The sequence below is a fragment of the Micromonospora ureilytica genome (assembly GCF_015751765.1).
Lineage (GTDB): Bacteria > Actinomycetota > Actinomycetes > Mycobacteriales > Micromonosporaceae > Micromonospora > Micromonospora ureilytica.
In genome coordinates, this window is record NZ_JADOTX010000001.1 from 3064815 (window position 1) to 3088728 (window position 23914).

The 23914-nt window shown below is 72.2% G+C and carries 19 protein-coding genes; 3 read left to right on the forward strand and 16 right to left on the reverse strand.

Annotated features, from left to right (window positions below; all coding sequences use genetic code 11):
- Positions 1-66: 66 nt before the first annotated feature.
- The 11 genes from IW248_RS13695 to IW248_RS13745 all read right to left on the reverse strand — a co-directional run bounded on the left by IW248_RS13695 (position 67) and on the right by IW248_RS13745 (position 15402).
- Complete coding sequence (locus tag IW248_RS13695) at positions 67-2004, reverse strand: hypothetical protein (RefSeq protein ID WP_196927287.1); 1938 nt, start codon at positions 2002-2004, stop codon at positions 67-69.
- Between the two features lie 221 nt (positions 2005-2225).
- Positions 2226-3932 carry a glycoside hydrolase gene (locus IW248_RS13700; RefSeq protein WP_196927288.1) on the reverse strand — a complete coding sequence of 569 codons (1707 nt, stop codon included), beginning with the start codon at positions 3930-3932 and terminating at the stop codon, positions 2226-2228.
- Positions 3933-4071: 139 nt separating this feature from the next.
- Positions 4072-4899 carry a shikimate dehydrogenase gene (locus tag IW248_RS13705; protein ID WP_196930185.1) on the reverse strand — a complete coding sequence of 276 codons (828 nt, stop codon included), beginning with the start codon at positions 4897-4899 and terminating at the stop codon, positions 4072-4074.
- Between the two features lie 102 nt (positions 4900-5001).
- The gene (gene mltG, locus IW248_RS13710) at positions 5002-6198 is read right to left on the reverse strand and encodes an endolytic transglycosylase MltG (RefSeq protein WP_196927289.1); all 1197 of its coding nucleotides are present in this window, start codon (positions 6196-6198) and stop codon (positions 5002-5004) included.
- Positions 6198-6656 (reverse strand): Holliday junction resolvase RuvX, encoded by a 459-nt coding sequence (ruvX, locus tag IW248_RS13715; RefSeq protein WP_184184558.1) that lies wholly within the window; start codon positions 6654-6656, stop codon positions 6198-6200. The genes mltG and ruvX overlap by 1 nt, the downstream gene beginning before the upstream one ends.
- Before the next feature lie 72 nt (positions 6657-6728).
- On the reverse strand, positions 6729-9407 hold the full coding sequence (alaS, locus tag IW248_RS13720; RefSeq protein WP_196927290.1) for an alanine--tRNA ligase: 2679 nt from the start codon (positions 9405-9407) through the stop codon (positions 6729-6731).
- Positions 9404-9709, reverse strand: a complete 306-nt coding sequence (locus tag IW248_RS13725; protein WP_124823093.1) for a hypothetical protein — start codon at positions 9707-9709, stop codon at positions 9404-9406. The genes alaS and IW248_RS13725 overlap by 4 nt, the downstream gene beginning before the upstream one ends.
- 29 nt (positions 9710-9738) lie before the next feature.
- Positions 9739-10203: a DUF948 domain-containing protein gene (locus tag IW248_RS13730; protein ID WP_196927291.1), complete on the reverse strand. Its 465-nt coding sequence runs from the start codon at positions 10201-10203 to the stop codon at positions 9739-9741.
- Positions 10204-10352: 149 nt separating this feature from the next.
- Complete coding sequence (locus IW248_RS13735; protein WP_196930186.1) at positions 10353-11051, reverse strand: hypothetical protein; 699 nt, start codon at positions 11049-11051, stop codon at positions 10353-10355.
- 2516 nt (positions 11052-13567) lie between these two features.
- Positions 13568-15106, reverse strand: coding sequence for a replication-associated recombination protein A (locus IW248_RS13740; protein ID WP_196927292.1), 1539 nt, complete (start codon positions 15104-15106; stop codon positions 13568-13570).
- 74 nt (positions 15107-15180) lie between these two features.
- Positions 15181-15402: a hypothetical protein gene (locus IW248_RS13745; RefSeq protein ID WP_196927293.1), complete on the reverse strand. Its 222-nt coding sequence runs from the start codon at positions 15400-15402 to the stop codon at positions 15181-15183.
- Between the two features lie 140 nt (positions 15403-15542).
- On the opposite strand from IW248_RS13745, the gene IW248_RS13750 reads away from it, so the two are divergent.
- Complete coding sequence (locus IW248_RS13750) at positions 15543-16283, forward strand: GNAT family N-acetyltransferase (protein ID WP_196927294.1); 741 nt, start codon at positions 15543-15545, stop codon at positions 16281-16283.
- 4 nt (positions 16284-16287) lie between these two features.
- Here IW248_RS13750 and IW248_RS13755 read toward each other — a convergent pair whose 3' ends face one another.
- From IW248_RS13755 to aspS, 4 genes are all read right to left on the reverse strand, one after another.
- Positions 16288-17583, reverse strand: coding sequence for an MFS transporter (locus IW248_RS13755; RefSeq protein ID WP_196927295.1), 1296 nt, complete (start codon positions 17581-17583; stop codon positions 16288-16290).
- Positions 17580-18188 carry a winged helix-turn-helix domain-containing protein gene (locus IW248_RS13760; protein WP_196927296.1) on the reverse strand — a complete coding sequence of 203 codons (609 nt, stop codon included), beginning with the start codon at positions 18186-18188 and terminating at the stop codon, positions 17580-17582. The genes IW248_RS13755 and IW248_RS13760 overlap by 4 nt, the downstream gene beginning before the upstream one ends.
- A gap of 65 nt (positions 18189-18253) precedes the next feature.
- A complete protein-coding gene (locus tag IW248_RS13765) occupies positions 18254-19066 on the reverse strand; it encodes an SDR family oxidoreductase (protein ID WP_196927297.1) in 813 nt (270 codons plus the stop codon).
- 103 nt (positions 19067-19169) lie between these two features.
- Positions 19170-20975 (reverse strand): aspartate--tRNA ligase, encoded by a 1806-nt coding sequence (gene aspS, locus IW248_RS13770; RefSeq protein WP_196927298.1) that lies wholly within the window; start codon positions 20973-20975, stop codon positions 19170-19172.
- Between the two features lie 154 nt (positions 20976-21129).
- Between aspS and IW248_RS13775 the strand changes: the two genes are divergently transcribed.
- Together IW248_RS13775 and IW248_RS13780 are read left to right on the forward strand one after the other, a co-directional pair.
- The gene (locus tag IW248_RS13775; protein ID WP_196927299.1) at positions 21130-21864 is read left to right on the forward strand and encodes a DUF998 domain-containing protein; all 735 of its coding nucleotides are present in this window, start codon (positions 21130-21132) and stop codon (positions 21862-21864) included.
- Between the two features lie 94 nt (positions 21865-21958).
- Positions 21959-22582: a DUF998 domain-containing protein gene (locus IW248_RS13780; RefSeq protein WP_196927300.1), complete on the forward strand. Its 624-nt coding sequence runs from the start codon at positions 21959-21961 to the stop codon at positions 22580-22582.
- 96 nt (positions 22583-22678) lie between these two features.
- Here the strand turns inward: IW248_RS13780 and IW248_RS13785 are convergent, their stop codons facing one another.
- Entirely contained in the window at positions 22679-23725 is a 1047-nt protein-coding gene (locus IW248_RS13785) for a S1 family peptidase (RefSeq protein WP_196927301.1), read from the reverse strand.
- Positions 23726-23914 lie beyond the last annotated feature (189 nt).

Here is a 23914-nt window from a genome sequence, read left to right on the forward strand (position 1 = left end):
GCGGTGGTGCCCGCCACCGGCCCAACGTGAACAATCTACCGATGCTCCGTCACGAACGGTTGACCCTTACTGTACGGAGAAGAACGTCGATGGAGTAGACCAGGACAACTCGGGCGTCGCGGTGCTGACGACTGTCGCCGTGGTGCCGTTGACCACCACGGTTGGCGCGGCCGTCGGGTCGAACGGCACGCTGCGCAACGAGCCGTCGGTTGCGCCGTAGACGATCCGGCCGCCCACCCAGGCCATGCCCCGCACCGCGGACCAGGTCACACCCGTCGTCGGCAGGGTGAACTCGGTGGCACCCAGGTAGTTGCCGTCGATCTCGAAGTAGCGGTAGTAGAGGTTGTTGGCCCCGGTACGGGTGTAGTAGAGCCGGCCATCGAGGAAGAAGGCGCCGGTCAGCAACGCCGGGTTGTACCAGTCGTTGTAGCCGGACGCCTCCCACGGCGAGCCGATCGCGCCCCCGCCGAAGAGCGAGATGTCGATCCGGCTACCGGTGGGCGTGCCGGCCACCGTGTGCGACCAGTAGATCCGGTCGTCCACCCGCCAGGTCGCGCCGGCCGCCGTGTACGCGGGCTGGCTGACGCTGGTCGCGGTGCCCAGCGTGGTGCCGTCGAACGGCACCTTCGCCACGGTGCCCGAGGCGGTGCCCACGTAGAGGTTGCCGGTGGTGGCCGACGGCGGGTTCTTCGCGGTGAAGGTGCGTCCGCCGGCGAGCGGGAACATGCCGAGCCGCCCGTGGTACTCCTCGCCCATGCCGTCGGAGTTGTGCCCGAAGTAGAGGCCGTCCGAGCCGCGCCAGAGCACCGGCACCGACGAACCCCAGTTGCTGGTGCCCGACGGCATCGAGGCGCTGCCGCTACGGCGCGGGTTCCAGTTCACCGGCATGCCGGTCGCCGGACTGACGGCCGCGATGCCGAGCCGGTCGACAGCGCCCGGGCCGGCGTTGTCGCTGGCGTTCGGGTTGTTGACCCAGCGGAAGTGCCCGCCCAGGTAGATGACATTGTCCGCCACCTCGACCGAGGTGATGGTGTCGTTGCCGGTGAAGTCGACCCAGGTGGCGAGCTGGCCAGTGCCCCGCGCGGCGGTCTCGAAGCGGACCAGGGCGTCGCAGTACGCGGTCGGCCAGCCGGCGCCGCCGTTGGTGCCGACCACGAACCAGCTGCCGTCGGCACCGAACTTCACGTCCTGCACGTAGTGCACGAAGGTCGTCGGCGACGCGCACGGCGGGACGAACTTGTCGGTGCTCCAGTCGAGCACCGTCGGGGTCCCGGAGACGTCCACCAACGCCATCTGGTTGCGCGGCAGGTCGTTGACGAGCGTGAAGTTACCGCCGACGACAAGGGTGTCGCCGTCCGGCGCCACGTCGATGGTCCAGACGTACGACGTGGTGCTGTGCCGCCCCACTGTCGCGTCGATGCTGAAGCTCGGGTCGATCGCGCCGGTGGTCGCGTTGAGCCGGCCCAGACCAGCGTGCGCGGTGCCGTTGAGCCAGTTGAACGCGCCGGCCACGTACAGCCAGTTGCCGTGCAGCGCCAGGTCACGCACCGTGCCGCCGTCGGAGCGCCCGACCCAGCTGTCGATGATCGCGCCGGTCGACGGGTTGAGCGCCACCAGGTTCTTCCGGGAGACGCCGTTGACGTTCTTGAAGGCGCCGCCGACGATCAGCGTGCCGCCGGGGCCGGCGAGGAGGGTGTTGACCGCGCCGTCGAGCACCGGCAGGAAGGTGGTCGACATGGTGCCGGTGGTCCGGTCGTACGCGAAGAGGTACCGCTGTGTGATCCACGCGGAACTGGCGGTCTGCCGGAGCTGGGTGAAGCTGCCGCCGACGAAGACCGTGTTGCCCACCTGCGCGAAGGCACGGGTCTCACCGTCTCGCGCGTGCGGGGTCGCGTCGGCGGGGTTCGCCGACACCAGGGTCGCCGTCACCGGGACCGGAACCACCGCGGCCGACGCGGTCGTGGGCACACCCAGAGCGGCGGCGATGATCGCCAACGCGACCATCCCCGCCCGAGTACGACGTCGTCGTGCGGAACGCCACAAGTGCGAGAGTTTGGGCACGCTGCGCCTCCAGATTGGATAAGAACCCGAGGTAGCGTGCCTCGTCCAGCCTGGTTAACAAAATCCGCCGATTGGGCGGTGCATGAATCCGCAAGCCGACAGAACGCCGGAGGATCGGGTGTCCGACCCCCGGCGAACGCCGTTTTGTCAGTTCATTTGGGTCCTCAGCGGCTACCCCCGGTGGGTTGCCGCAGGTACGAGTCCTTGCCAGCCTGCGCGAAGCCGGCCACCGCCGAGGCGTCGTGGTTCATCGTCATGTCACAGGTCGACGTGCGGCTGGTCATGCCTGCCGAGTTGAAGTAGATCGCCGCCTTGATCTTCGGGTGCGCCTTCAGCGCCGCCGGGAACTCCTGGAACCAGCGCTGCTTGGCACCGGGATCGCTGGAGTCGAAGTTGGTGCCGAACTCGGCGAGCATCCGGGGCTTGCCGGCACCGATGCCGTTGTCGTCCAGCCACCGGTAGAAGCCACCGACAGTCGTGCTCGGGCTCTTCCACACCGTGCTGCCGTTGCAGACGTGGAAGTTGTACGGGTCGTAGGCGACCCAGTCGACGTACCGGTCACCGGGGTACAGGCCGGCGTACCGCGAGTAGTGCCCGGACCAGCCCATCATCGTCCAGACCCAGACCGCGTTGGTCGCGCCGGCGCTGGCGAACCGCTCGTGCACATAGCGCCAGGCGCGGACGAAGTCGGCGTCGCTGCCCTTGTTCGGCTCGTCCTCCGGCTCGTGGTCGAAGCCGATGAACACCGGCACCCCGGCGGCCCGGATCCGGCCCGCGACCGCGTCGATGGTCTCGTCCTGCTTGCCGCCGTAGACATCGGACCACTTGAGGGTGGTGCCGGCGGAGAAGTCACGGGACTCCCAGGCGAAGAACATCAGCCGGCCTTCGCGCATCTGCTGCGACTCGTACGTGTCGGGGAAGGCGCCGTTGCTGCCGGAGTTGGAGAAGTCGTGGTAACGGTGCACGATGTCGAACTTGCGCCCGACCTGCGACTCCACGTCGGTGACGGCCTTGCCGTGGTCCCAGCCGCCGGCCGCCCCGGCGGGCGAGTACATGCCCCACCAGGCGCCACAGGACGGGACGAGCTTGTCCGAGACGGACCCGCACTTGCCGGACGGCAGGGTGCCGCTGGCGCTCGGCGTCGCCGTCCGGGTCGGGGCGATGGTCGGCGACGGCTTCGGTGCGGCGGTGGTCGGCGACGCGCTGGGCGACGGCGGGGGCGCCGGCCGGGTGGTCGTCACCGGCGAAGGCTTGGCCCCGAGGTCGTAGCTGATCAGCAGGCTGGGCCGCAGGTCCGGGTTGCGGTTCTCGGCCGACGCCCAGTAGATCCGGCTCTCCAGCCCGCTTTGCGCCAGGGACACCGTCCAGCTGCCGTTGCCGGTGACCAGCTTGGAGACGTCCCACTCGTTGAGGCCCTTGGACACACTCGTCACGCTGTCCAGTGCGGCGCCGGCCGACGTCAGGGGAGGCCGCGACTCGCGGGCGCTCAGCGGCGAGGCGTGCGCGGTCACCGTGGCCGCGAACTGCTGCCAGGCGTGCACCCGCAGCGTCGCCCGAATGTTGACCGCAGCAGCCGGAACCGTGGTCACCGCGAACTCGATGACCGCCTCGCGGCCACCACGCGGGTTGCCGTCGCAGCGCGTCGCGCAGGTGGCCAGCGTCGTCTTGGCCGCGTTGTCACCGTCCTGCGACACAGCGGTCGCGGTGGTGTCCGCCGCCGCCCGCATCGACAGATCGTCGCTGGCCAGCAGCGGCATCATGGTCGCCACGATGCCGGCCACCACCGAGCCACCGACCACGCCGATGGCAATCGCCTTACGCCGGGGTCCGGAACGGAACCGGGTGATGCGGTGCAGTCCGTGCCTGGTCAAGGAAACTCCCTGTGTCTGCGTCCATAACGGTGAGCAGCGTATCGATGACCAGGGCACGTCGCAGGTAGGACAGTTTCCCGTAAGCGCGTCTTAACCGTCAGCTAAGAAAGCCGCGACTCTGGACTGTCCGTCCGGCGGGTCAGCCGGCGCGCGCCGCCGCCAGCGCGGCAGCCATCGCCGCCCTCGGCGCGGTAACGCCTGTGAACTGCTCGAACTGCCCGATCGCCTGGGCCAGCAGCAGGTCCAGACCGGAGACGATGCGGCAGCCGGCCGCGTCGGCGGCCGTCGCCAACGGTGTCGGCCACGGGTCGTAGAGGGCGTCGAAGAACACCGCGCCCGGCCGCCAGGCAACCGCGCCGGCCAGTGGGTCGGCGACCCCCTTCGGCACCGTGGAGACGACCACGTCGGCGGTGGAGAACCGCCGGGGCGCGTCGGCCCATGGTGCGGGCGCCAGCGCGACACCCAGGGCGTCGGCCACCGGGAGCAGCTCGTCGACCGCCTCCGGTCGGCGGGCCACCACGGTCACCGACGAGCAGGCCAACTGCGCGGCGGCGGCGAGCGCGGCGCGGGCCGTCCCGCCGGCACCGAGCACCGTCACGGCGGCACCGGCGCTCACGCCGGCGTCGGTGAGCACCCGCACCATGCCGGCGACGTCGGTGTTGTCCGCGTACCAGGAGCCGTCCGGACGGCGTACCAACGTGTTGGCCGCGCCGACGGCGGCGGCGACCGGCGACGCGGCGTCGGCCACGGCGAGCGCCGCCTCCTTGCCCGGCATGGTCACCGACAACCCGGCCCACTCCGGGCCCAGGCCGGCGACCAGATCCGGCAGCTCCGCCGCCGCGCACTCGATCCGGGTGTACGACCACCCGGTCAGCCCGGCGGCGACGTAACCCGCGGTGTGGATCACCGGGGAAAGGGAGTGCGCGATCGGCTTGCCCAGCACTGCGGCCCTACGCGTCGCCACGATCACCGCCGGTCAAGGTCGACATCATTTCTCCGCTCTCCCCCACACGCCGGGATCGACTCCAACCAGCAATGGGAGGGGAGCCCTTACGCGGCACCCGGCCGGTCAGATGATGCCGGCCTCCCGAGCCTTGTTCTCGTTGCGCTTCTGCTGCTCGTACGTCTCGGCGAACTCCGAGTGGCCCTGCTTGTCGATCGCCACGAAGTAGAGCCACTTGCCGGGCGGCGGGTCCATCGCCCCCTCCAGGGCCTGCTTGCCGGGGTTGTTGATCGGGGTGGGGATCATGCCGCGCAGCTTGCGGTTGTACGGGTTCTTCTGGTCGTCCAGCTCGGCCGCCGTCATCTGCTTGGACGACTTGGTCGGCTTGCCGATCGACTCCAGGTAGTAGTTGACAGTGACGTCCATCTCCAGGCAGTTACAGTTGAACTCGCCGTACACCCGGTTGTAGGCCACCCGGGCGACCTTGCCCAGGTCGTCCTTGTTGCCGGCCTCGGCCTGGGCCAGCGAGGCCACGATCAGCGCCTCGTACGGGCTGACCTTGCGCTCCTCCTGCACCCGGTCGGCGAACTTCATCTCTCCGCTCACCGAGAGGAAACGGTTCACCATCAGCTTGAGGATGCTCTCGGCCGTGGACTTCGGCGGGATCTCGTACGTGTCCGGGTAGAGGAAACCCTCAATGGACTTGACGACCTTCTTGCCGTCGTCGCGCTTGAACCACCAGTCCGGGACGCCGAGCGCCTCCGGGTCCTTCGCGGCGGCCTGGAAGTCCTTGACCGGGATCTTGGTCTTCTCGGAGAGCAGCTTGTAGATGTTGAAGCTCGTGCGGCCCTCGGGGATGGTCAGCCCGTTGACGATCTTGTTCTTCAGGTCGAGCATCGCGGTCACGGCGTTCGCGCCGCTCATCTGCTTGCGCAGCTTGTACGTGCCCGGCTGGATGTTCTTGCTGCGCGAGTTGGCCTCGGCCGCCTCGATGAAAGCCTTCTGGCTCTTCACCACGTCGGCCGCCACCAGGGCGTCGGCCATGTCGGCGATCAGCGCGCCGCTCTTGATCTCGACGGTGATCTCACCGGCCCCGCTGCCGTCGTAGTCGGGGGTGACGAAGTAGTTCTGGATGCGGTCGAAGCCGTAGAACGCGCCGCCGCCGATGCCGCCCAGCAGGAACAGGGCCATCAGCAGGGCCAGGAATGTCTTGCCCCGGCTGCTGCCGCCGGAACCGCTCTTGCGCTTGCGGAAGCCGCGCCGGTGCCGACCCTTCTCCCCCCGCTCCGGCTCGTCGAACCCAAGATCCAGATCGTCGATCATTACGTCCGCCTCCGCTGCGCGTCCAGCCAGCTCTGCAGGATCTCCACCGCGGCCGCCTGATCGACAACCGCACGTTGACGTTTACCTCGGACGCCACGCTCGGCAAGCCTACGAGAAGCGACCACGGTCGACATCCTCTCGTCAGTGAGCGTTACCGGGACAGGCGCTATCACATCGACCAGTCGGTCAGCGTACGCCTTCACGTGGACGGCCGCAGGGCCGTGCTTGCCGGCGAGATTGACCGGAAGACCGACGACAACCCCGACGGCCTCGTGCTCGGCCACCAACGCGGCAAGCTCGGCGAGGTCGCTCGGCACCGCGTCCGGCGCCGCCGTGAGATCGCGGGCCAGGGTGACCAGCGGCGTTGCCAAGATCCCGTCCGGATCCGAGCGAGAGATACCCACTCGCACCTGACCGACATCCACGCCGATCCGCACGCCGCGCGTCAACTCAGCCACCGACGGTCACCGCCGGCCGGGTACGAGTCAGGGCGGACCACATGGCCCGCCCTGACTCACAGTGATGGTCACTCACGCCTCAGTGATCGCCTTCTCGACGGTGAGCAGCAGGTTCGGCGCCTCGGCCGCGGGCAGACCGCCGCCCTGGGCCAGGTCGGGGCTGCCACCGCCGCGCCCGGAGAACGCCGCCTTCACCAGGTCCGACGCGGCCAGGCCGCGACCCCGCGCCGCCGCGTTGACCGCCACCACCAGGGACGCCTTACCGTTCGACCGCGCGGCCACCGCCACGACCGCCGGTCGCGCCGGGTCGATCTTGCCGCGGATCTCCTGGGCAAGCGTGCGCACATCGTTGCCGGCCGCGCCCTCCGGCGCCTCGGTGCCCACGTACGCGACTCCGCGCACGTCCTTGGCCTGCGCCGCGAGCGCCGCCGCGCCACCCAGCACCAGCTGGGCGCGCAGCTTCTCCAGCTCCTTCTCGGCGTCCCGCAGCTGGGTGACTGTCTGCTCCACCCGGTCGGCGACCTGATCGTTGGGCACCCGGTACAACTCGGCCAGCCGGGACACCAACAGGTGCTCCTTGGCCAGGAAGCCGAAGGCGTCCATGCCGACCAGCGCCTCGACCCGACGGACACCGGAGCCGATCGACGACTCGGAGAGGATCTTCACGAGGCCGAGCTGGGCGGAGCGGGCCACGTGCGTGCCGCCGCACAGCTCCCGGGCGTAGTCACCCACCTCGACGACCCGCACCTCCTCGCCGTACTTCTCGCCGAAGAGCGCCATCGCGCCGATCCGCCGCGCCTCGTCCAACGAGGTGATGAAGGCGTGCACCTCCAGGTCGGCCAGGAGCACCTCGTTGACCTGCTGCTCCACGTCACGCAGGACGCTCGGCGACACCCCGGTCGGGGTGTTGAAGTCGAACCGGAGCCGACCGGGGGCGTTCAGCGACCCGGCCTGTGTGGCCGACTCGCCGAGGAAGTTGCGCATGGTCTGGTGCACCAGGTGCGTCGCGGTGTGCGACCGGGAGATCGCCCGACGCCGGGTCGTGTCGATCTCGGCGAAGCCGGCCTCACCGGCGCGTACCTCGCCCCGGATCACCCGGGCGCGGTGCACGATCAGGCCCGGCACCGGCTGCTGCACGTCGAGCACCTCGACCTGCCCGCCACCAACCGTGATCATGCCCTGGTCGGGCTGCTGACCACCGCCCTCGGCGTAGAACGGTGTGGTGTCCAACACCAGCTCGATGGTGTCGCCCTCGGTCGCCGCCTGGCGCGGGCCGTCGGCGCCGAGCAACGCCCGGACCGTCGACTCGCGGGACACCTCGCTGTACCCGGTGAACGTCACCGGCCCGCCCGCGTCCAGCACCGACCGGTACGCCGACAGGTCGACGTGCCCCGTCTTGCGGGCCTGCGCGTCCGCCTTCGCCCGGGTCCGCTGGTCGGCCATCAGCCGCCGGAAACCCTCGTCGTCGACCGTGAGGCCCTGCTCCGCGGCGATCTCCAGGGTCAGATCGATCGGGAAGCCGTACGTGTCGTGCAGCTGGAACGCCTTCGCCCCGGACAGCGCGGAGCCACCCGCCGTGCGGGTCTCCGCGATCGCGGTGTCCAGGATCGTCGTCCCGGCACGCAGCGTCGACAGGAAGGCTTCCTCCTCCGCGTACGCGTAGTCCGCGATCCGGTCGAAGTCGGTCGCCAGCTCCGGGTACGACGGCGCCATGCAGTCCCGGGCCACCGGCAGCAACTCGGGCAGCGCCCGGTCCTGCCAGCCCAGCAGCCGGATCGACCGGATCGCCCGACGCATGATCCGGCGCAGCACGTACCCGCGACCCTCGTTCGACGGGGTCACCCCGTCGCCGATCAGCATCAGCGCGGTCCGCACGTGATCCGCGATCACCCGCAGCCGGACGTCGTCCGGGTGCGACTCGCTGGCCACGTGCCCGGAGTGCGCGCCGTACCGCTTGCCGGTCAACTCGGCCGCGCGGGCCAGGATCGGCCGGACCTCGTCGATCTCGTACAGGTTGTCCACACCCTGCAGGATCGAGGCCATCCGCTCCAGGCCCATGCCGGTGTCGATGTTCTTCGCCGGCAGGTCACCCAGGATCGGGTAGTCCTCCTTGGTCGTGCCCGGACCCCGCTCGAACTGCATGAAGACGAGGTTCCAGTACTCCATGTACCGGTCCTCGTCGACCGCCGGGCCGCCCTCGCGGCCGTACTCCGGGCCCCGGTCGTAGAACAGCTCCGACGACGGACCGCACGGCCCGGGAATGCCCATCGACCAGAAGTTGTCCGCCTTGCCCCGGCGGACGATCCGCTCGGCGGGCACCCCCACCGACCGCCAGATCTCGTACGCCTCGTCGTCGTCGAGGTAGATCGTCGGCCAGATCCGCTCCGGATCCAGCCCGTAACCACCCTCGGCGATCGGCTTCGTGGACAACTCCCAGGCCAGCGGAATCGCGCCGGCCTTGAAGTAGTCACCGAAGGAGAAGTTGCCGTTCATCTGGAAGAACGTGCCGTGCCGGCTGGTCTTGCCGACCTCGTCGATGTCCGGGGTGCGCAGGCACTTCTGCACGCTGACCGCCCGCTGGTACGGGGGCGTCTGCTGACCCAGGAAGTACGGGACGAACTGCACCATGCCGGCGTTGACGAACAGCAGGTTCGGGTCGCTGATGGCGGGCAGCGGAGCGGACGGCACCACGGTGTGGCCATTCGCCTCGAAGTGCGCGAGGTACCGCCGCTTGATCTCCGCCGTCTTCATCGCTGGTGTTCCTCCGGAAAGATTTCTCGATCGCCGATGCGCGGGTCTTCCCGCAGGTCGGCGAACTTGTCGTCGAACGCCTCGCCCTGGGCGAACGCGTGGTGAATCTCCTGCTCGCGTTCGGCCATCCCGACCCGGACGTCCTCCACGAAACTACGCAGCGACTCGACGAGCCCGCCAGCGGATTCCGTCAGCGAGCTGGCGATGCCCGCCGGCGTGTACGACTGCGCGGTCCGGGTCGCCTTGCGGACCACGACCACACCGACGGCCACCCCGATACCGAGCCAGAACAAGCGCCTCATGTCCCGCTACCCCCTGGTACGCCGGTCGGTCAGCTGTTGCCGCGTCGCGCGGCCCGTCGCTGCTGCTTGATGGTGTCGCGTACCTCACGCTCGGTCTCGGCGTGCCGGCGGCCGGCGGCGGCCTTACGCACGCCGTAGCCGAACGCGGCCACCTTGACCAACGGGTTGGCGGCCGCGGCGGAGACGACGGTGGCCAGGTTCGCGACGTTGGCGGTGACGTTCTGCGCGTGGCTGGTCATGGTGTCGACCTTCGCCAACTGGAGGTTCACACCGTCGAGCGAGGTCTGCACCTGCTCCAGCGCGATGTTGACGTTCTTCACAGTGGTGTTCACGTCGCCGAGCAGCGGTGCGGTCCGATCATTGAGGTCGTTGATCATGCGGGTGGTGGCGTCAACCGTGTGCCGCAGCCGCAGGATGGGCAGCGTCAGGATGAGCACCAGCACCGCGAACGCGGATGCCGCGACCAGCGCCGCGATCGCTAAAATGTCGCCCACGCCTGTCCTCCTCAAGCAGAGTTCCGCAGGACCCGACGTCCCCGGAACGCACAACCATGGCACCCGTACCGGTCGCCGAGCCGTCGGCAGTCACCGGTGGCGGGCGTGCCCGCCAGCCCCAGACCCTACCGTCCGTGATGGAGGCCGCCTCAGGACGGTGAGGGTGTCAGCTCACCCAGCGGGTCCGCACTGACCGTCGGGAACGGATCCTCACCGGTCAGTGACGGGTCGGTGGTCGGCTGCGGCCTGGTCCGCTCGTCGTCGATCGCATTGCGCACCTTCACCGACACCAACGAGCCGGTGCACTCGGTCGCAGCGGCCGACGGGTCGGCGGACGGGTCGGCTGCCGGGTCGGCGGACGGCACGACTGCCGGCTCCCCGTCGACCGGCGGCGGCACGCAGGTCGGCTCGCGTACCCACAGGTCGAGGGTCAACTCGTCGCGACGCCAGCAGGTGTAGCTGCCCTTCGTTTGCTGCTCCGGGCAGCGGCTCACCTTCCACGGCCGCCACCCGTCCTGGCGCAGCGCGTCCTCGTAGGCCTGCGCCGTCTCCTTGGGCGCCTTCTCCGAGGTCACGGTGCGTTCACGCAGCCGGCAGTCGAGCAGGCACCAGCGACTGCCACTGACGTCGTCGACAGTCTTCGCGGCCGCCCAGCCGGGCACGCCGAGCTGGTCCAGGTTGTCGAAGACCGGGTCACGGCTCAGCGTCCGGATGCCGAAGAAGAGCGGCACCGCACCGAGCAGCACGACGCTGACCAGCACCAACACCGCCGCGCGCAGGCGGCGTCGTTCACGGGTCTGCCGGCGTTCCTCGGAACGGGCACCCGGCGTGGCGTCGTCGTCCGGCACGTCCTGACCGGCCGAACGCAGCGCCGGTCCGTCGGAGGGCTCCGGTGCCGGCCGGTCGACCGGGCCGGACGCGGACGGCACCACGGCTGCGGCGCGGGCCACGCCGACGGGCTCGCCGGCGCGTCCGGGCGGCGGCACGGGCGCGACACCGCTCGGCTCGGCACGACCGGGCTCCCGATTCGGAGGCAGGGCACGTCCGGCGGCACGGTCGGCCGGCGCGGGTCGACCGACCGGCGCACCACCACGGGCCGGACCGGCCGGCCCCGGTTCACCGACCGCCCGGTCGTCGGTGGGCGGCTGCGCGCCGGGCGGGCGGACGGCGGCACGAGCCGGACCGTCCGGACGTGAACGTGGCGGACCATCCACACCCGGCGGCACCGCCGCACGAGCCGGGCCGTCCGGACGGGTCGCGTCCCGGGGTGCCGCCTCGACACCGGGGCCGGGACGCGGTGGGCCGTCAACGCCACGGCGCACGGCGCCGGGTGCGGGCGCGTCGCCGGGGATGGGTCGGGCCCGGCCGGGTGGGGCGGAGCGGACGGCCCCCCGAGCCGCGGGACCGGCGGCGGGTCGCCCACCGGTGTAGGGGTCGTCGCCGTGGTCGCCGGCCGGCCCGGGTCGACCGGAGCCGGCCGTACCCTCCTGGCCGGGCTCGGCTGGTGGGCGACGTCGTCGGCCGGCCGGATCCGGGGTGGGCGGTGCGTCCGGGCCGGGCCCCTCCACGGCACGGCCGCGCCGACCGGTGGGGTCCGGAGTGGGTACCGCCGCGGCGCCCCGCCCACGGGCGGGCCGTTCACCGGGCGCCGGCGGATAGGGCAGTGCCTGCTCTCCGGTGGATCCCGACGCGTCGGGCCGGACGGCGCGACGACCGGTCGGTGCGTCCGCGCCCGGGTCGACCGGCGGGCCGGCGGGCCGGCGGGCGGCGGTGCGCTCGGCGGCCGGGTCCGGCACGGCGAGTCGACCGGACGCCTGGTCGGCGAGGTCCCCCGGCCCGGCGGCCGGCGCCGGGTGGCGACCCCCGGCCGGCGGGCTGCCGTCTCGACGGTTGACCACCGGCAGGCCGGGGTCGGTGTGTGGCAGGCGGCCGGCCTGCCGGAGCCAGTCCGCGGGCCGCTCCGGGCGGTCCCGGTCCAGGCGGGGTTCGCCAGCGGGTGGCGTTCGGCGTTCCTGCTCGTCGGAGACGACCCGGCGGCGACCGGTGCCGTCGGCGGGGCCGACGGTGGGGCCGACGGTGGGCAGTGCGCCGCTGTGCGCGCCGGTCGCCTCGGGCACCGACGACGCGTTGCCCGAGCGGGGCACGGGTGGCGCGTTGCCCGAACGGGGCACCGGTGGGGCGTTACCCGAACGGGGCACGACCGGCTCGTCCGGTTCCGCGGCGCGGCGACGCCCGCCGGCTGCCGGACGGGCCCGCTCGGCGGCGCGCTGCCCGGTGGGCTCGGGAGCACCGGGGTCGGCCGGTCCCGGGCGACGCCGGGCGGTACGCGGGTCACGATCGATGGCGGGGTCGGGCCGCAGGCCGTCCTCGGTCGGCGGCACGACGCCAGCCGGCGCGCCGTCGAAGCGGGCCGGGCCGGGGGCGGCCGCTGCTCCGGCGGCCCGCGCGGGGTCGGGTGCCGGGCCGGCGGCGCGTCGACCGCCGGGCGTGCCGTCGGCGGGCGGCCGGGCACGGCCGGGCTCGACCGGCTGCTCCGGGCCGGGTCGGCGACCCGGCGGGCCAGCGTCCGGACGGCGCAGCGGCGGCATCGCGTCGGCATGCCCACCGGGTGCGGCGGGGTCCTGGTGACGGCCCGGCGGAACAGCGGCGTCCGGGCGACGGCCCGGTGCAGCGGCGGCGTCCGGGCGACGACCGGCCGGGGCGCCCGCGGCCGGTGGGCCCGAGGGTGGGCCGGGAGGGGCCGCCGCACCGCGAGCGCGGACCGGGCCGCCGGGGGCGTCCGGTGCCGGGCGAGGCCCCTGCGGGCCGGCCGGGTCACCCCCGCCCGGGCGAGCGGGGGGTGACGACTGTGGTACGGCAGCGCGGGCGCCGGGCACCTGTTGCACGCCGCGGCGCGGCGGCTGCCCGGGTGCGCCGGGGCCCCCGGCGGGTGGCCGGTCATCCGGGCGGCGGCCCACTGGCGGCGTCTCCCCCGGCCAGGGGCCGTCGACCGGCCGACGGGCGGCGGCACCCGGGTCACCCTGGCGCGGGGCCGGCGGCGTCGAGGACTCCGGCGCACTGCCGCGCGCGCCGGCCGGCTCTGCCGGCGAACGGGGGGTGGGCTGTGCCGGCGGCCCGGAAGGGTCCGCCGGCGGCATGCCCCCGCGGGGCCGGTTCGGCTCCGCCGGTGCGCCGTCCGGGCCCAGCTCGGTGCGTTGCTCCTTGGCTGAGCGTAGGTCGTCGATCCAGCCGAACTCCTCGCCGGCGACCGGCTCCGCCGGCTCGGGCTCAGCCGCCCGGCCGCGACCCCAACGGCGGGTCTTGGCGCGGGGATCGCGCCGCTCGTCCGGGCCCTCGTCGTCCGGGCGGTCCCCACCACGCGATCTCACTGTTGACCCTCTCCTGCGGCGTCGGTGCCGCTGTCCTGCATCGTGCCGGGGGCACCCTTGCCGGTCGTCGGACGGACGGCCCCCGGGGATAGCGCTGGCGCGGTCTGCGCCGTTACGGACGGCTCGGATGTCGACGTCTCCGGGCGGGCGGCCGGGGCCGGCAGACCACGCACGATCCGGCGTAGCAGCGGCAGCCGACTGGCCACCGACCGCTCCGCGCCGTGTGGGCTGGGCTGGTAGTAGTCGGTGCCGACCAGGTCGTCCGGGACGTACTGCTGGGTGACCACGCCGCGCTGGTCGTCGTGCGGGTAGCGGTAGCCGGTCCCGTGGCCCAACCCTCGGGCGCCGGAGTAGTGCGCGTCGCGCAGCCCCCGCGGCACCGACCCACCGCGACCGGCCCGGACGTCGGCGATCGCGGCGCCGATGGCGGTGGTGGCCGAGTTCGACTTTGGCGCGGTGGCCAGGTGGATCACCGCCTGGGCGAGGTTGAGCTGCGCCTCGGGCAGCCCGACGTACTCGACCGCGTGCGCGGCGGCGGTCGCGACGCTCAGCGCCCCGGGATCGGCCATGCCCACGTCCTCGCTGGCGAAGATGACCAGACGACGGGCGATGAACCGGGCGTCCTCACCGGCGACCAGCATCCGGGCCAGCCAGTGCACGGCCGCGTCCACGTCCGAGCCACGCATGCTCTTGATGAAGGCGCTGACCACGTCGTAGTGGGCGTCGCCGTCGCGGTCGTAACGCACCGCCGCCACGTCGACCGCCTGCTCGGCGGTGGCGAGGTCGATCCGCCCGCTGCCGAGGGCCGTGGCGGAGGCCGCCGCCGCCTCCAGGGCGGTGAGTGCCTTACGGACGTCACCGGCGGCCAGTCGGACCAGGTGGTCCTCGGCCTCGGTGGTCAGGGCGAGTGCGCCGTCCAGGCCACGCTTGTCGGCGACCGCGCGGCGCAGCAGGCCCCGCACCGCCTCGTCGTCCAACGGTTGCAGGGTGAGCAGCACGCACCGCGACAGCAGCGGTGAGATGACCGAGAAGTACGGGTTCTCGGTGGTCGCCGCCAGCAGGGTGACCGTACGGTCCTCGACGGCGGCGAGCAGCGAATCCTGTTGGGTCTTGCTGAACCGGTGCACCTCGTCGATGAAGAGCACTGTCTGCGGGCCGCCGGAACGGCGCTGGCGGCGAGCCGCCTCGATCACCGCCCGGACGTCCTTCACACCTGCGGAGAGCGCCGACATGGCGACGAAGCGGCGATCGGTCGCCCCGGCCACCAGGTGCGCGACGGTGGTCTTGCCGCTGCCCGGCGGGCCCCAGAGGATCACCGACATCGGAGCCCCGCCGGAGACGAGCTGCCGCAGGGGTGCGCCGGGAGCGAGCAGGTGCTCCTGCCCGACCAACTCGTCGAGGGTCACCGGGCGCATCCGGACGGGCAGGGGCGAATCGTCGGCCACCGCGGTGAAGCCGTCGACACCGGCGGGACCGGCGGGCGCGCTGCGCGACCCGGCGGGTTCACCGAGGGAGAAGAGGGCGTCGGACTCCATCACGAAGACAGTACCGGGCCGGGCCCACGACGCCTGAATCGCGCCGCGGGCCCGCCACCGGTGATCGGTTCCGGTCAGCCACGCCCGGGGCGACGGCCCCGGTACCAGCGGCCGCCGCCACCGCTGCCACCGCCGCGCGGGCCGCTGCCCACGCCGCCCAGGTAGAGCGAGAGGAGAAGCAACCCGATGAGCACGAGGGTGTTCCAGTTGAACAGGTCGGGTGCGCCGAAGTCGGTGTCGAGCAGGTCGAGCAGCAGGGCAAAGCCAAAAACGATGGCCGCGAGAATGGCGAGCATGTCGGTCCTCCGGTGGGGGTTCCCAGTAGGTCGGCGCGTGATGTACCCAATCGGTCGACTCGCCAATCTCCACGGTGGAGGTGGCCACGCCGCGACGGCCCGGCGGCGGCGTTCGACAGTCGGCTCCTAGGCTGGCTGCCATGATCATCAATGATCAGGTGCTCCCGGACCGGAGCGCCATCCTGGCCGTGACCGGCCACCACCCGTTCGTCCGGCACATGCTCTGGCACGGAGTGCCCGCGCGCGCCTACCAACGCGATGACGCGGTGCTCTTTCTGTTGCCGCCCGAGCACGTCCCCGCCGGCGGTGCGATCGGCCCGGCCGGAACGGCGCTGGAGATCTGCGTCGCGCTGGCCGCCGACGGGGTGCTGCGCACCGGGCAGGCACTGCACCTGCCGCGGCTGGAGCCCGACGTGGTGTCGCAGCGACTGGCGGTGGTCGAGCACGCCGACTGGGACTTTCACTGGACCGGCACGGCTCCGCCGATCCAGCCGGACGAGGAACGGGTGGTCCGGCTGACCGAAGCCGATCACCCGGCGCTGGCGACGCTGATCGACGAGGCGTTCCCGAGCACCACCTCCCGGCCGGGCGACCCCAGAGTGGTCGACTGGTACGGGATCTGGGCCGGCGGTCGGCTAGTGGCGTGCGGCGCGGACCGCAGTCGGGGCGACATCGGCTTCCTTGCCGGCCTGACCGTCGGCCCCGACCAGCGGGGTCAGGGGTTGGGTGCGGCGCTGACCGCCGGAATGACCCGGGCACTGCTGGCCCGATACGACACCGTCGGGCTCGGCGTCTACCCGAGCAATGTCGGGGCGGTGCGGCTCTACCGCCGGCTCGGCTTCACCAACATCCACCCGATCAGCACGCTCCGCCTCGCCTGATGTTCTACTGGGTGGCTTGCCGCTCGGCGGGTGCGAGGACCGCGGTCGGCTCGACGGCGGGGGCGGATCGCCGGCCGGCCAACCAGGCGGGCAGGTAGAGCGGGGCGGCGACGGCCAACACCACAGCGCCGACCACCATCGCGGTGCTGACGCTGGTGGCGGCGGCGAGCGCGGTCAGCACCACCCCACCGAGCGCGCCGGCCGGCTGCGCCATCATCGAGTTCAGCGAGAGCACGCTGGTCCGGTACGGGCCGTCGACCTGCCGGTGCAGCAGCCCACTGTGCAACGGGTTGGACGCGCCGTGCACGGCGTAGCAGGCCAGGTAGGCCACCAGCACGCCGATCGGCCCGGCGAACAACCCCATCCCGACCACCGTCACGCCCTGGAGGATGCGCAGCAGGGCCGCACCCGGCGCGGCGCCGAACCAGCGCAGCAGCAGTGGGGTCAGTGCCGCACCGGCGGCCGAGGCGATCCAGGCGGCCGAGTTCGCCGGCCCGAGCAGCGCCGCCGCGCGTTCCGGGTTACCGATCACCTCGGCAAGCCGGACCGGCAGGAGCGACTCGAAGGTGACCATGCCGAAGCCCCAGAACAGTTCGACGGCCACCAACGCCAGCAGCACCCGGGAGCGGCGCAGCAGCCCGACGGCCTGGCCGATCATCCGGGGCGCCTGGACCACCGAGGCCCGCAGCGCCGCGGCCCCGCTCGCCGGCCGCTCTTCGGCGAGCAGCACGACCAGCGCGACGAGCGCTCCCGCCTGCGCGACGATGGCGGCCAGCACGGGCACCGTGAGCGCGGTGACCGGGCCGATCGGGCCGAGCGCGATGAGACCGCCGCTGAGCAGGGCGCCCGCGCCGATGGCCCCACCGACGACGGTGCCGGCGTACCCGAGGCCGCGCTCGTACTCGGCCTCCGGATCGGCGGCCAGGGTGGCGTCGACGTACCAGGACTCCAACGGGCCGCTGTCCAACGCTCGATAGACGCCCTGCAGGGCCCAGACCACGAAGAACAGCCAGAACGAGTCGGCCACCGCGAACAGCGCCAGCGAGGCGAGGTTGAGCACTCCGGCGGCGAGCAGCACCGGTCGGCGGCCGAGCGCGTCGGCGAGCCCGCCGGTGGGCAACTCCAGGGCCAACACCAGCAGCCCCTGCGCCGTGCCGACCAGCCCGATCTGCGGCAGCGACAGGCCGCGCTCCTGCATCAGCAGGATCATCACCGGGATCATCAGACCCGTGGGCAGCCAACGCAGACCGTAGAGCGTGAGGTAACGACGCCGGACCTGACGTACGGTCAGCGCGCTCATGCCAGACCCTCGCGCAACGGGTAGGCCGCCATGAACACCTGTACCGGCTTGGCCTCCGGGTCGACGGCGTCGGTGGAGTCGGCCTCGCGGTGGTAGCGCTCCAGCACCTGCCACATCTCCGTCTTGAGTTCCTCCAACCGGGCCGGCGGGATGGTCATGAAGATGTCGCTCATGCCGAAGCCGTCCCGCCAGGCCGGGGACCACTCGTGCTGGGTCGCGAACCAGCGCTCGGCGGTCTCGACGAGGAGCCGCACCTGGTCGCCCTGGATCCACTCGATCGCGGCCCGTGCGTCGGGGTCGTCGTCGAAGTCGGTCGGCTCCCAGTTGGTGACGTCGTGAGCCGCCTGCCACCAGCGCTGCCGCCCACCGCCCCGGTCGGGGTCCTCGATGACCAGCCCGACCTCGGCGAGTTGCCGCAGGTGGTAACTGGTGGCGCCGGTGTTGGTGCCGAGCAGTTCCGCGAGGGTGGTGGCGGTGGCGGGCCCCTTCACACGCAGGGCGCCCACCAGCCGCATCCGTAGCGGATGTGCCAGTACCCGGACCTGCCGCTTGTCGATCCGCACCTCGCGCGGTGCCGGCCGCGGGGTCGCTTCATCGTTCGCCATGACCGCACACTATCTCTGCACACTTTCTATGCACAAGAGTTGTGCATAGAAAGTGTGCATGATTCTCAGGGTGCCAGGAGTTCGCGTACCCCCCGCAGTCGGGTCCGCAGCAGGCCGGCGGCGCGAGAGCTGTCGAGGCGTACGTCGAGGGGGCGGACCAGGCCGGTGGCCGCGCTGGTGGTGGTCTTCAACCCGGTCGGGTCCAGGCCATCCCGCTCGGCGACCAACAGGCCCAGTTCCGCCCGGCTGACCGCGTCCGGGCCGGCCACGTTGAGCAGACCGGCGTACGACGAGGCGACCAATTCCAGCACGGCGTCGGCCAGGTCGGCGACGTCGACCGGGCAGCGCAGTTCGTCGCTGAACAGGGTGGCCCGGCCGGCGAGCGCGTCCCGGCAGAGCTGGATCTGCTTGCTGCCCTCCCCCATGATCAGGGAGGTCCGCACCACGGCCGCGCCCGGATCGATCGCCCGCACGGCGGTCTCGGCGGCGGCCTTCGCGGCACCGTACGCGTGCACCGGCGTGGGTGGTTCGTCGTCGGCGTACGGCACCTGTCGACCGGCGTGCAGCGCGTCACTGGACACGTGCACCAGCCGGGCACCCACCTCGGCGGCGGCGAGCGCCACGTGGGCGGCACCGTCGGCGGTGACCGCCCAGTCCCCGTACCGATAGGGGGTGCCGACCACGGCGTCCGGCCGCACCTCGGCGACCAGCGCGCGCACGGCGGCCCGGTCGGTCACGTCCAGCCGACGTGCCGCAACCCCCGGCACGGCGATCTCACCGGAGTGAAAGGTCCCGACAACCGACCACCCGGCCCCGACGCCCCGGAGACAGACCGACCGCCCGAGTAACCCACTACCCCCGACAACAAGCACCCGCATCCCAGCCCACTCCCCTACCACCGCCGCCGTCGATCATGAGGTTAACGAGCGACACGCCGAGGCGTGGGCCCGTCAACCTCATGATCGACGGCGCGAAGGGGGGTCAGACTGGGTCTGCTACCGGGGCTGCGGGGCCTGCCGTTCCTGCGTGGGCGGCGGGCGCTGGCTTGGGCTTGGCGTCGATGCCGGCCTCGGTGCGCTGCTGGGCGGTGATCGGGGTGGGGGCGCTGGTCAGCGGGTCGAAGCCACCACGGGTCTTCGGGAAGGCGATGACCTCACGGATGGAGTCGGCACCGGCGAGCAGCATGCAGACCCGGTCCCAGCCGAAGGCGATGCCGCCGTGCGGCGGGGCGCCGTACTTGAACGCCTCCAGCAGGAAGCCGAACTTGTCCTGCGCCTCCTCGGGAGTGATGCCGAGCAGGTCGAAGACCCGCTTCTGCACGTCACCCCTGTGGATACGGATCGACCCGCCGCCGATCTCGTTGCCGTTGCAGACGATGTCGTACGCGTACGCCAGGGCCCGGTCCGGAGCCTCCTCGAACCGGTCGACCCACTCCGAGTTCGGCGAGGTGAACGGGTGGTGCACAGCCGTCCATCCGCCCTCGTCCGTGCGTTCGAACATCGGCGCGTCGACCACCCAGCAGAACGCCCAGGCGCTCTCGTCGATCAGACCGGACCGCTTGGCGATCTCGACGCGGGCCGCCCCGAGCAGCTCCTGTGCCTCCCGGGTGGTGGCGCTCGCCGCGAAGAAGACCGCGTCACCCGGCTTGGCGCCGACCGCGTCGGCGAGCCCGCCCAGGTGCTCGGCGGAGAGGTTCTTCGCCACCGGGCCGCGCGCCTCGCCGGTCTCGGCGTCCAACACCACGTACGCCAGGCCGCGGGCGCCACGCGCCTTCGCCCAGTCCTGCCAGCCGTCCAACTCCTTGCGGCTCTGCGCCGCGCCGCCCGGCATCACCACCGCGCCGACGTAGCCGCCGGCGTCGATCGCCCCGGCGAAGACCCGGAACTCGGTGCCGCGCAGGTACTCGGTCAGCTCGGTCAGCTCGACGCCGTAGCGCAGGTCCGGCTTGTCCGAGCCGTACCGGGCCATCGCGTCGTGCCAGGTGATCCGCGGGATCGGTCGGGTGATCTCGTGCCCGGCCAGGTCCTTCCAGAGTGACGAGACGATCGCCTCGCCAAGGTCGATCACGTCGTCCTCGGTGACGAACGACATCTCGATGTCGAGCTGGGTGAACTCCGGCTGCCGGTCGGCGCGGAAGTCCTCGTCGCGGTAGCAGCGGGCGATCTGGTAGTACCGCTCCATGCCGCCGACCATCAGTAGCTGCTTGAACAGCTGCGGCGACTGCGGCAGCGCATACCAGCTGCCGGGCTGCAGGCGCACCGGCACCAGGAAGTCGCGGGCGCCCTCCGGCGTCGAGCGGGTCAGCGTCGGCGTCTCGATCTCCAGGAAGTCCCGCTCGTGCAGCACGCCCCGGGCGAGCTGGCTGGCGCGCGAGCGCAGCCGCAGCGCGTTCGCCGGGCCACTGCGGCGCAGGTCCAGGTAGCGGTACCGGAGTCGGATGTCGTCGCCGGCCTCGACCTGGTCGTCCACCGGGAGCGGCAGCGGCGCCGCCTCGGAGAGCACCTCCAGCTCGACCGCTGTCACCTCGACCTCGCCGGTGGGCAGCTCCGGGTTCTCGTTGCCGTCCGGCCGGCGGGTCACCTCGCCGACGACCTTCACGCAGAACTCGTTGCGCAGCGCGTGCGCGTCCTCCTCGCGGAACACCACCTGGACAACACCGGAGCCGTCGCGCAGGTCGACGAAGATGACCCCGCCGTGGTCACGGCGGCGGGCAACCCAGCCGGCGAGCGTCACCGTCGAGCCGGCGTCCGCGGCGCGCAGGCTTCCGGCATTGTGGGTACGGATCACGGCTGGCAACTCCTCATCGTGGAACAGTCCTCACCGGCATTCTGTCAGGGGTGACCGCCCCGCCTCCGGGCACCCGGCAGGCCGGCACGATTCGCTGGTGGGGTGGACCGGCGAACCCGACTCCCCCGGCAGCCGCGCCGGTTAACGTGGCGAAATGCGGCCCGTACCGAACTGGGCCGTCGCCACGGCGGCGGCGGCGCCCGTGCTGCTGGTGGCCGGTTGGACAGTGGCGCAGGCCCGACAACCCGTCGGGTACGACCCGGTCCGGGACACCATCAGCGAGCTGGCTGGGCAGGACGCCACCGATGCCTGGATCATGGTGGTGGCCCTGGTGCTGCTCGGCTGCTGTTACCTGTCGGTCGCCGCCGTCCTGCACGCGGCCGGGCTGCCCAGCCGCTTCCTGCTCGCGATCGGTGGCGTGGCCACCATCGCGCTTGTCGCCTTTCCCCGGCCGCCGGTCGGCGGCTCGCTCAGCCACGGCATCGCGGCGACGGTGGCGGTCCTCGCCCTGGTGCTCTGGCCGGCCGGCTCGGCACTGCGGCTGCCGCGCGGCCACGACACCGCGCACCCCACCCGACCGGAGCCGCCCTGGGCGTTCCGCCGGGCGGTGGGGCTGAGCGCCACGCTCGTGCTGCTGGCGCTCTTCGGCTGGTGCGCGTTCGAGGTGACCAGCGGATCCCGCACCGGATTGGCCGAGCGGGTGACGGCGGTGGCGGTCTCCCTCTGGCCCCTACTGGCGGTTGTCTCCGCCCGGCAGGCGCACCTCGCCTGGTCGACCGGCGGCACCGTACGCGTCGGCACGGACCTGCCGACCATCGGCGTCGTACCCCCGGATCCTCTCGGCCCACCGAGTGGGCCCGCTCCCGGGCGACCCGACCGACTTCCGTGAGTCGCCGCCCCGCCTGCTCTGGTGTCCGCGACGGCGGACCGTCAGTTCGCGCGCGGCCCGGGAACTCCGCTCGTCGTCCCGCTAAGATCGCCCGATGTCCGCCGTTCCCCGTTGGGCCCTGCTGTCCGCCGGCGGCGCACCGCTGTTCCTCATCGGCGGCTGGACACTGGCGCAGGCCGCCCAGTCCGACGGATTCGACCCGGTGCGGCAGACCATCAGCGCGCTCGCCGCCACCGGTGCGGACCATCGCTGGATCATGACGATCGGGCTGGCCGGGCTCGGCCTCTGTCACCTGACGACCGCGCTCGGCCTGGTCAGCGCCGCGCCTGCGGGCCGAGGGCTGCTCGCGCTGGGTGGGCTGGCGACCCTGGTCCTGGTCGCGTTCCCGCAGAACCCGGGCGGCGGCTCGACGACGCACGCCGTGGCCGCAGGTGTGGCGTTCGGGGCGTTGGCCGTCTGGCCGGCCCTGGCGGTGCCCCGTCGAGCGACGCCGTCCCTCGACCGGGAGCACCGGCACCCGCCGGCTCCCGTACGCCGGGTGGCGCTCACGGCGGCGGCGCTCCTCCTCGGGCTGGTCGGCTGGTTCGGCGTCGAGTTCTTCACCGACGGAACATGGATCGGGCTGACGGAGCGGCTGGCGGCGGCGGCCGAGGCGGGCGTACCGCTGGCCGCCGTGCTGGTCTCCCGGCGGCGGCCGAAACCGTCCGGGACCGGCTGACCGCCACCGCGAGCCGCGCGGTGCCGGCGGGTTCGGCGGCCGTCAACGCGACGCGGGCCGCCGGAGTGTTCCGGCGGCCCGCGAGCGGTGCGTGGATCAGAAGACGCTCACGCCGTAGCGGCTGAGCGCCTCGGTGACCGGCTGGAAGTAGGTCGTGCCACCGGTGCGGCAGTTGCCGCTACCACCGGAGGTCATGCCCAGGGCGGTGCCGCCGGCGAACAGCGAGCCGCCGCTGTCGCCCGGCTCGGCGCAGACGTTGGTGCGGATCAGACCGGAGACCGAGCCCTCGGCGTAGTTCACAGTGGCGTTTGTCCCGTTCACCGTGCCGCCGCGCAGGCCGGTGGTGCTGCCGGAGCGCTGCACCGACTGGCCGACGGAGGCGTTACCAGCGCCGGTGATGTCCCGGTAGCTGCCGTTGTAGAGGTAGACGTTGCCGGCGGCGTTGGCCGAGTTGTTGTGCCGCACGATGCCGTAGTCGTTGCCCGGGAAGCTGGTGCCGGTACGGGTGCCGAGCAGCGCGGTCTGGGCGGAGTTCGAGTACCAGCTGGCCGAGATGTTGGTGCAGTGCCCGGCCGTCAGGAAGTAGTAGGTGCTGCCACTGCGCACGTTGAAGCCGAGCGAGCAACGCCCGCCGCCGCCGGCGTAGATGGCCTGGCCGCCGGAGATCCGGGTGCTCAGCACGCCCGCCTCGGCCTCGACCCGGACCGCGCCGTTGGCCCGCGCGGCGGCGGCCTTGACCCGCTCCAGCTTGGCCCCGGTGACGGTGCTGTCGACGGAGACGACGACCTGGTTGGTGACCGGGTCGCTCCACCAGGCGGTGCCTGGAATCTTCGCGGAGCGCTCCAGGTCGACCGTGGCCCGGTTGAGCTCGGCGGCGCCGCGGGTGACGTAGCGGACGACGGCGCCGGCCTTGCTCGCCTTGCTGGCAGCGGCCGCGTCGGTCACCGTGACGACGGATTTGCCGCTGGCGTCGATGTACGAGCCGGCGGAACGGTCGCCGAGTTCCGCGGAGATCGCGGCGGCGGTGTCGGGCGACGCGGCGGGAGCGGCCTGAGCGGGCGCGCCGATGAGCGAGCCGACGACCAGGGTTCCGGAAACGGCGACTGTAGCCGCAACACGGAATGAGGACCTCGTGGGTCGCATGTAACAACCTCCTGGGCGGGGGAGCGGGTCTGGCCGGGGGCGGCTGACCCGAGGGCAACCCGGCCGATCTGGGGAAACCGGCCGGATGAGAGTGAAGTATTCACATCCTTAAGATCATTGACAAGGCTTGGATTCGCCCGGATTTACCGATCTTGATCGGCCACCTGGCCGCAACACCTCTGACACGCT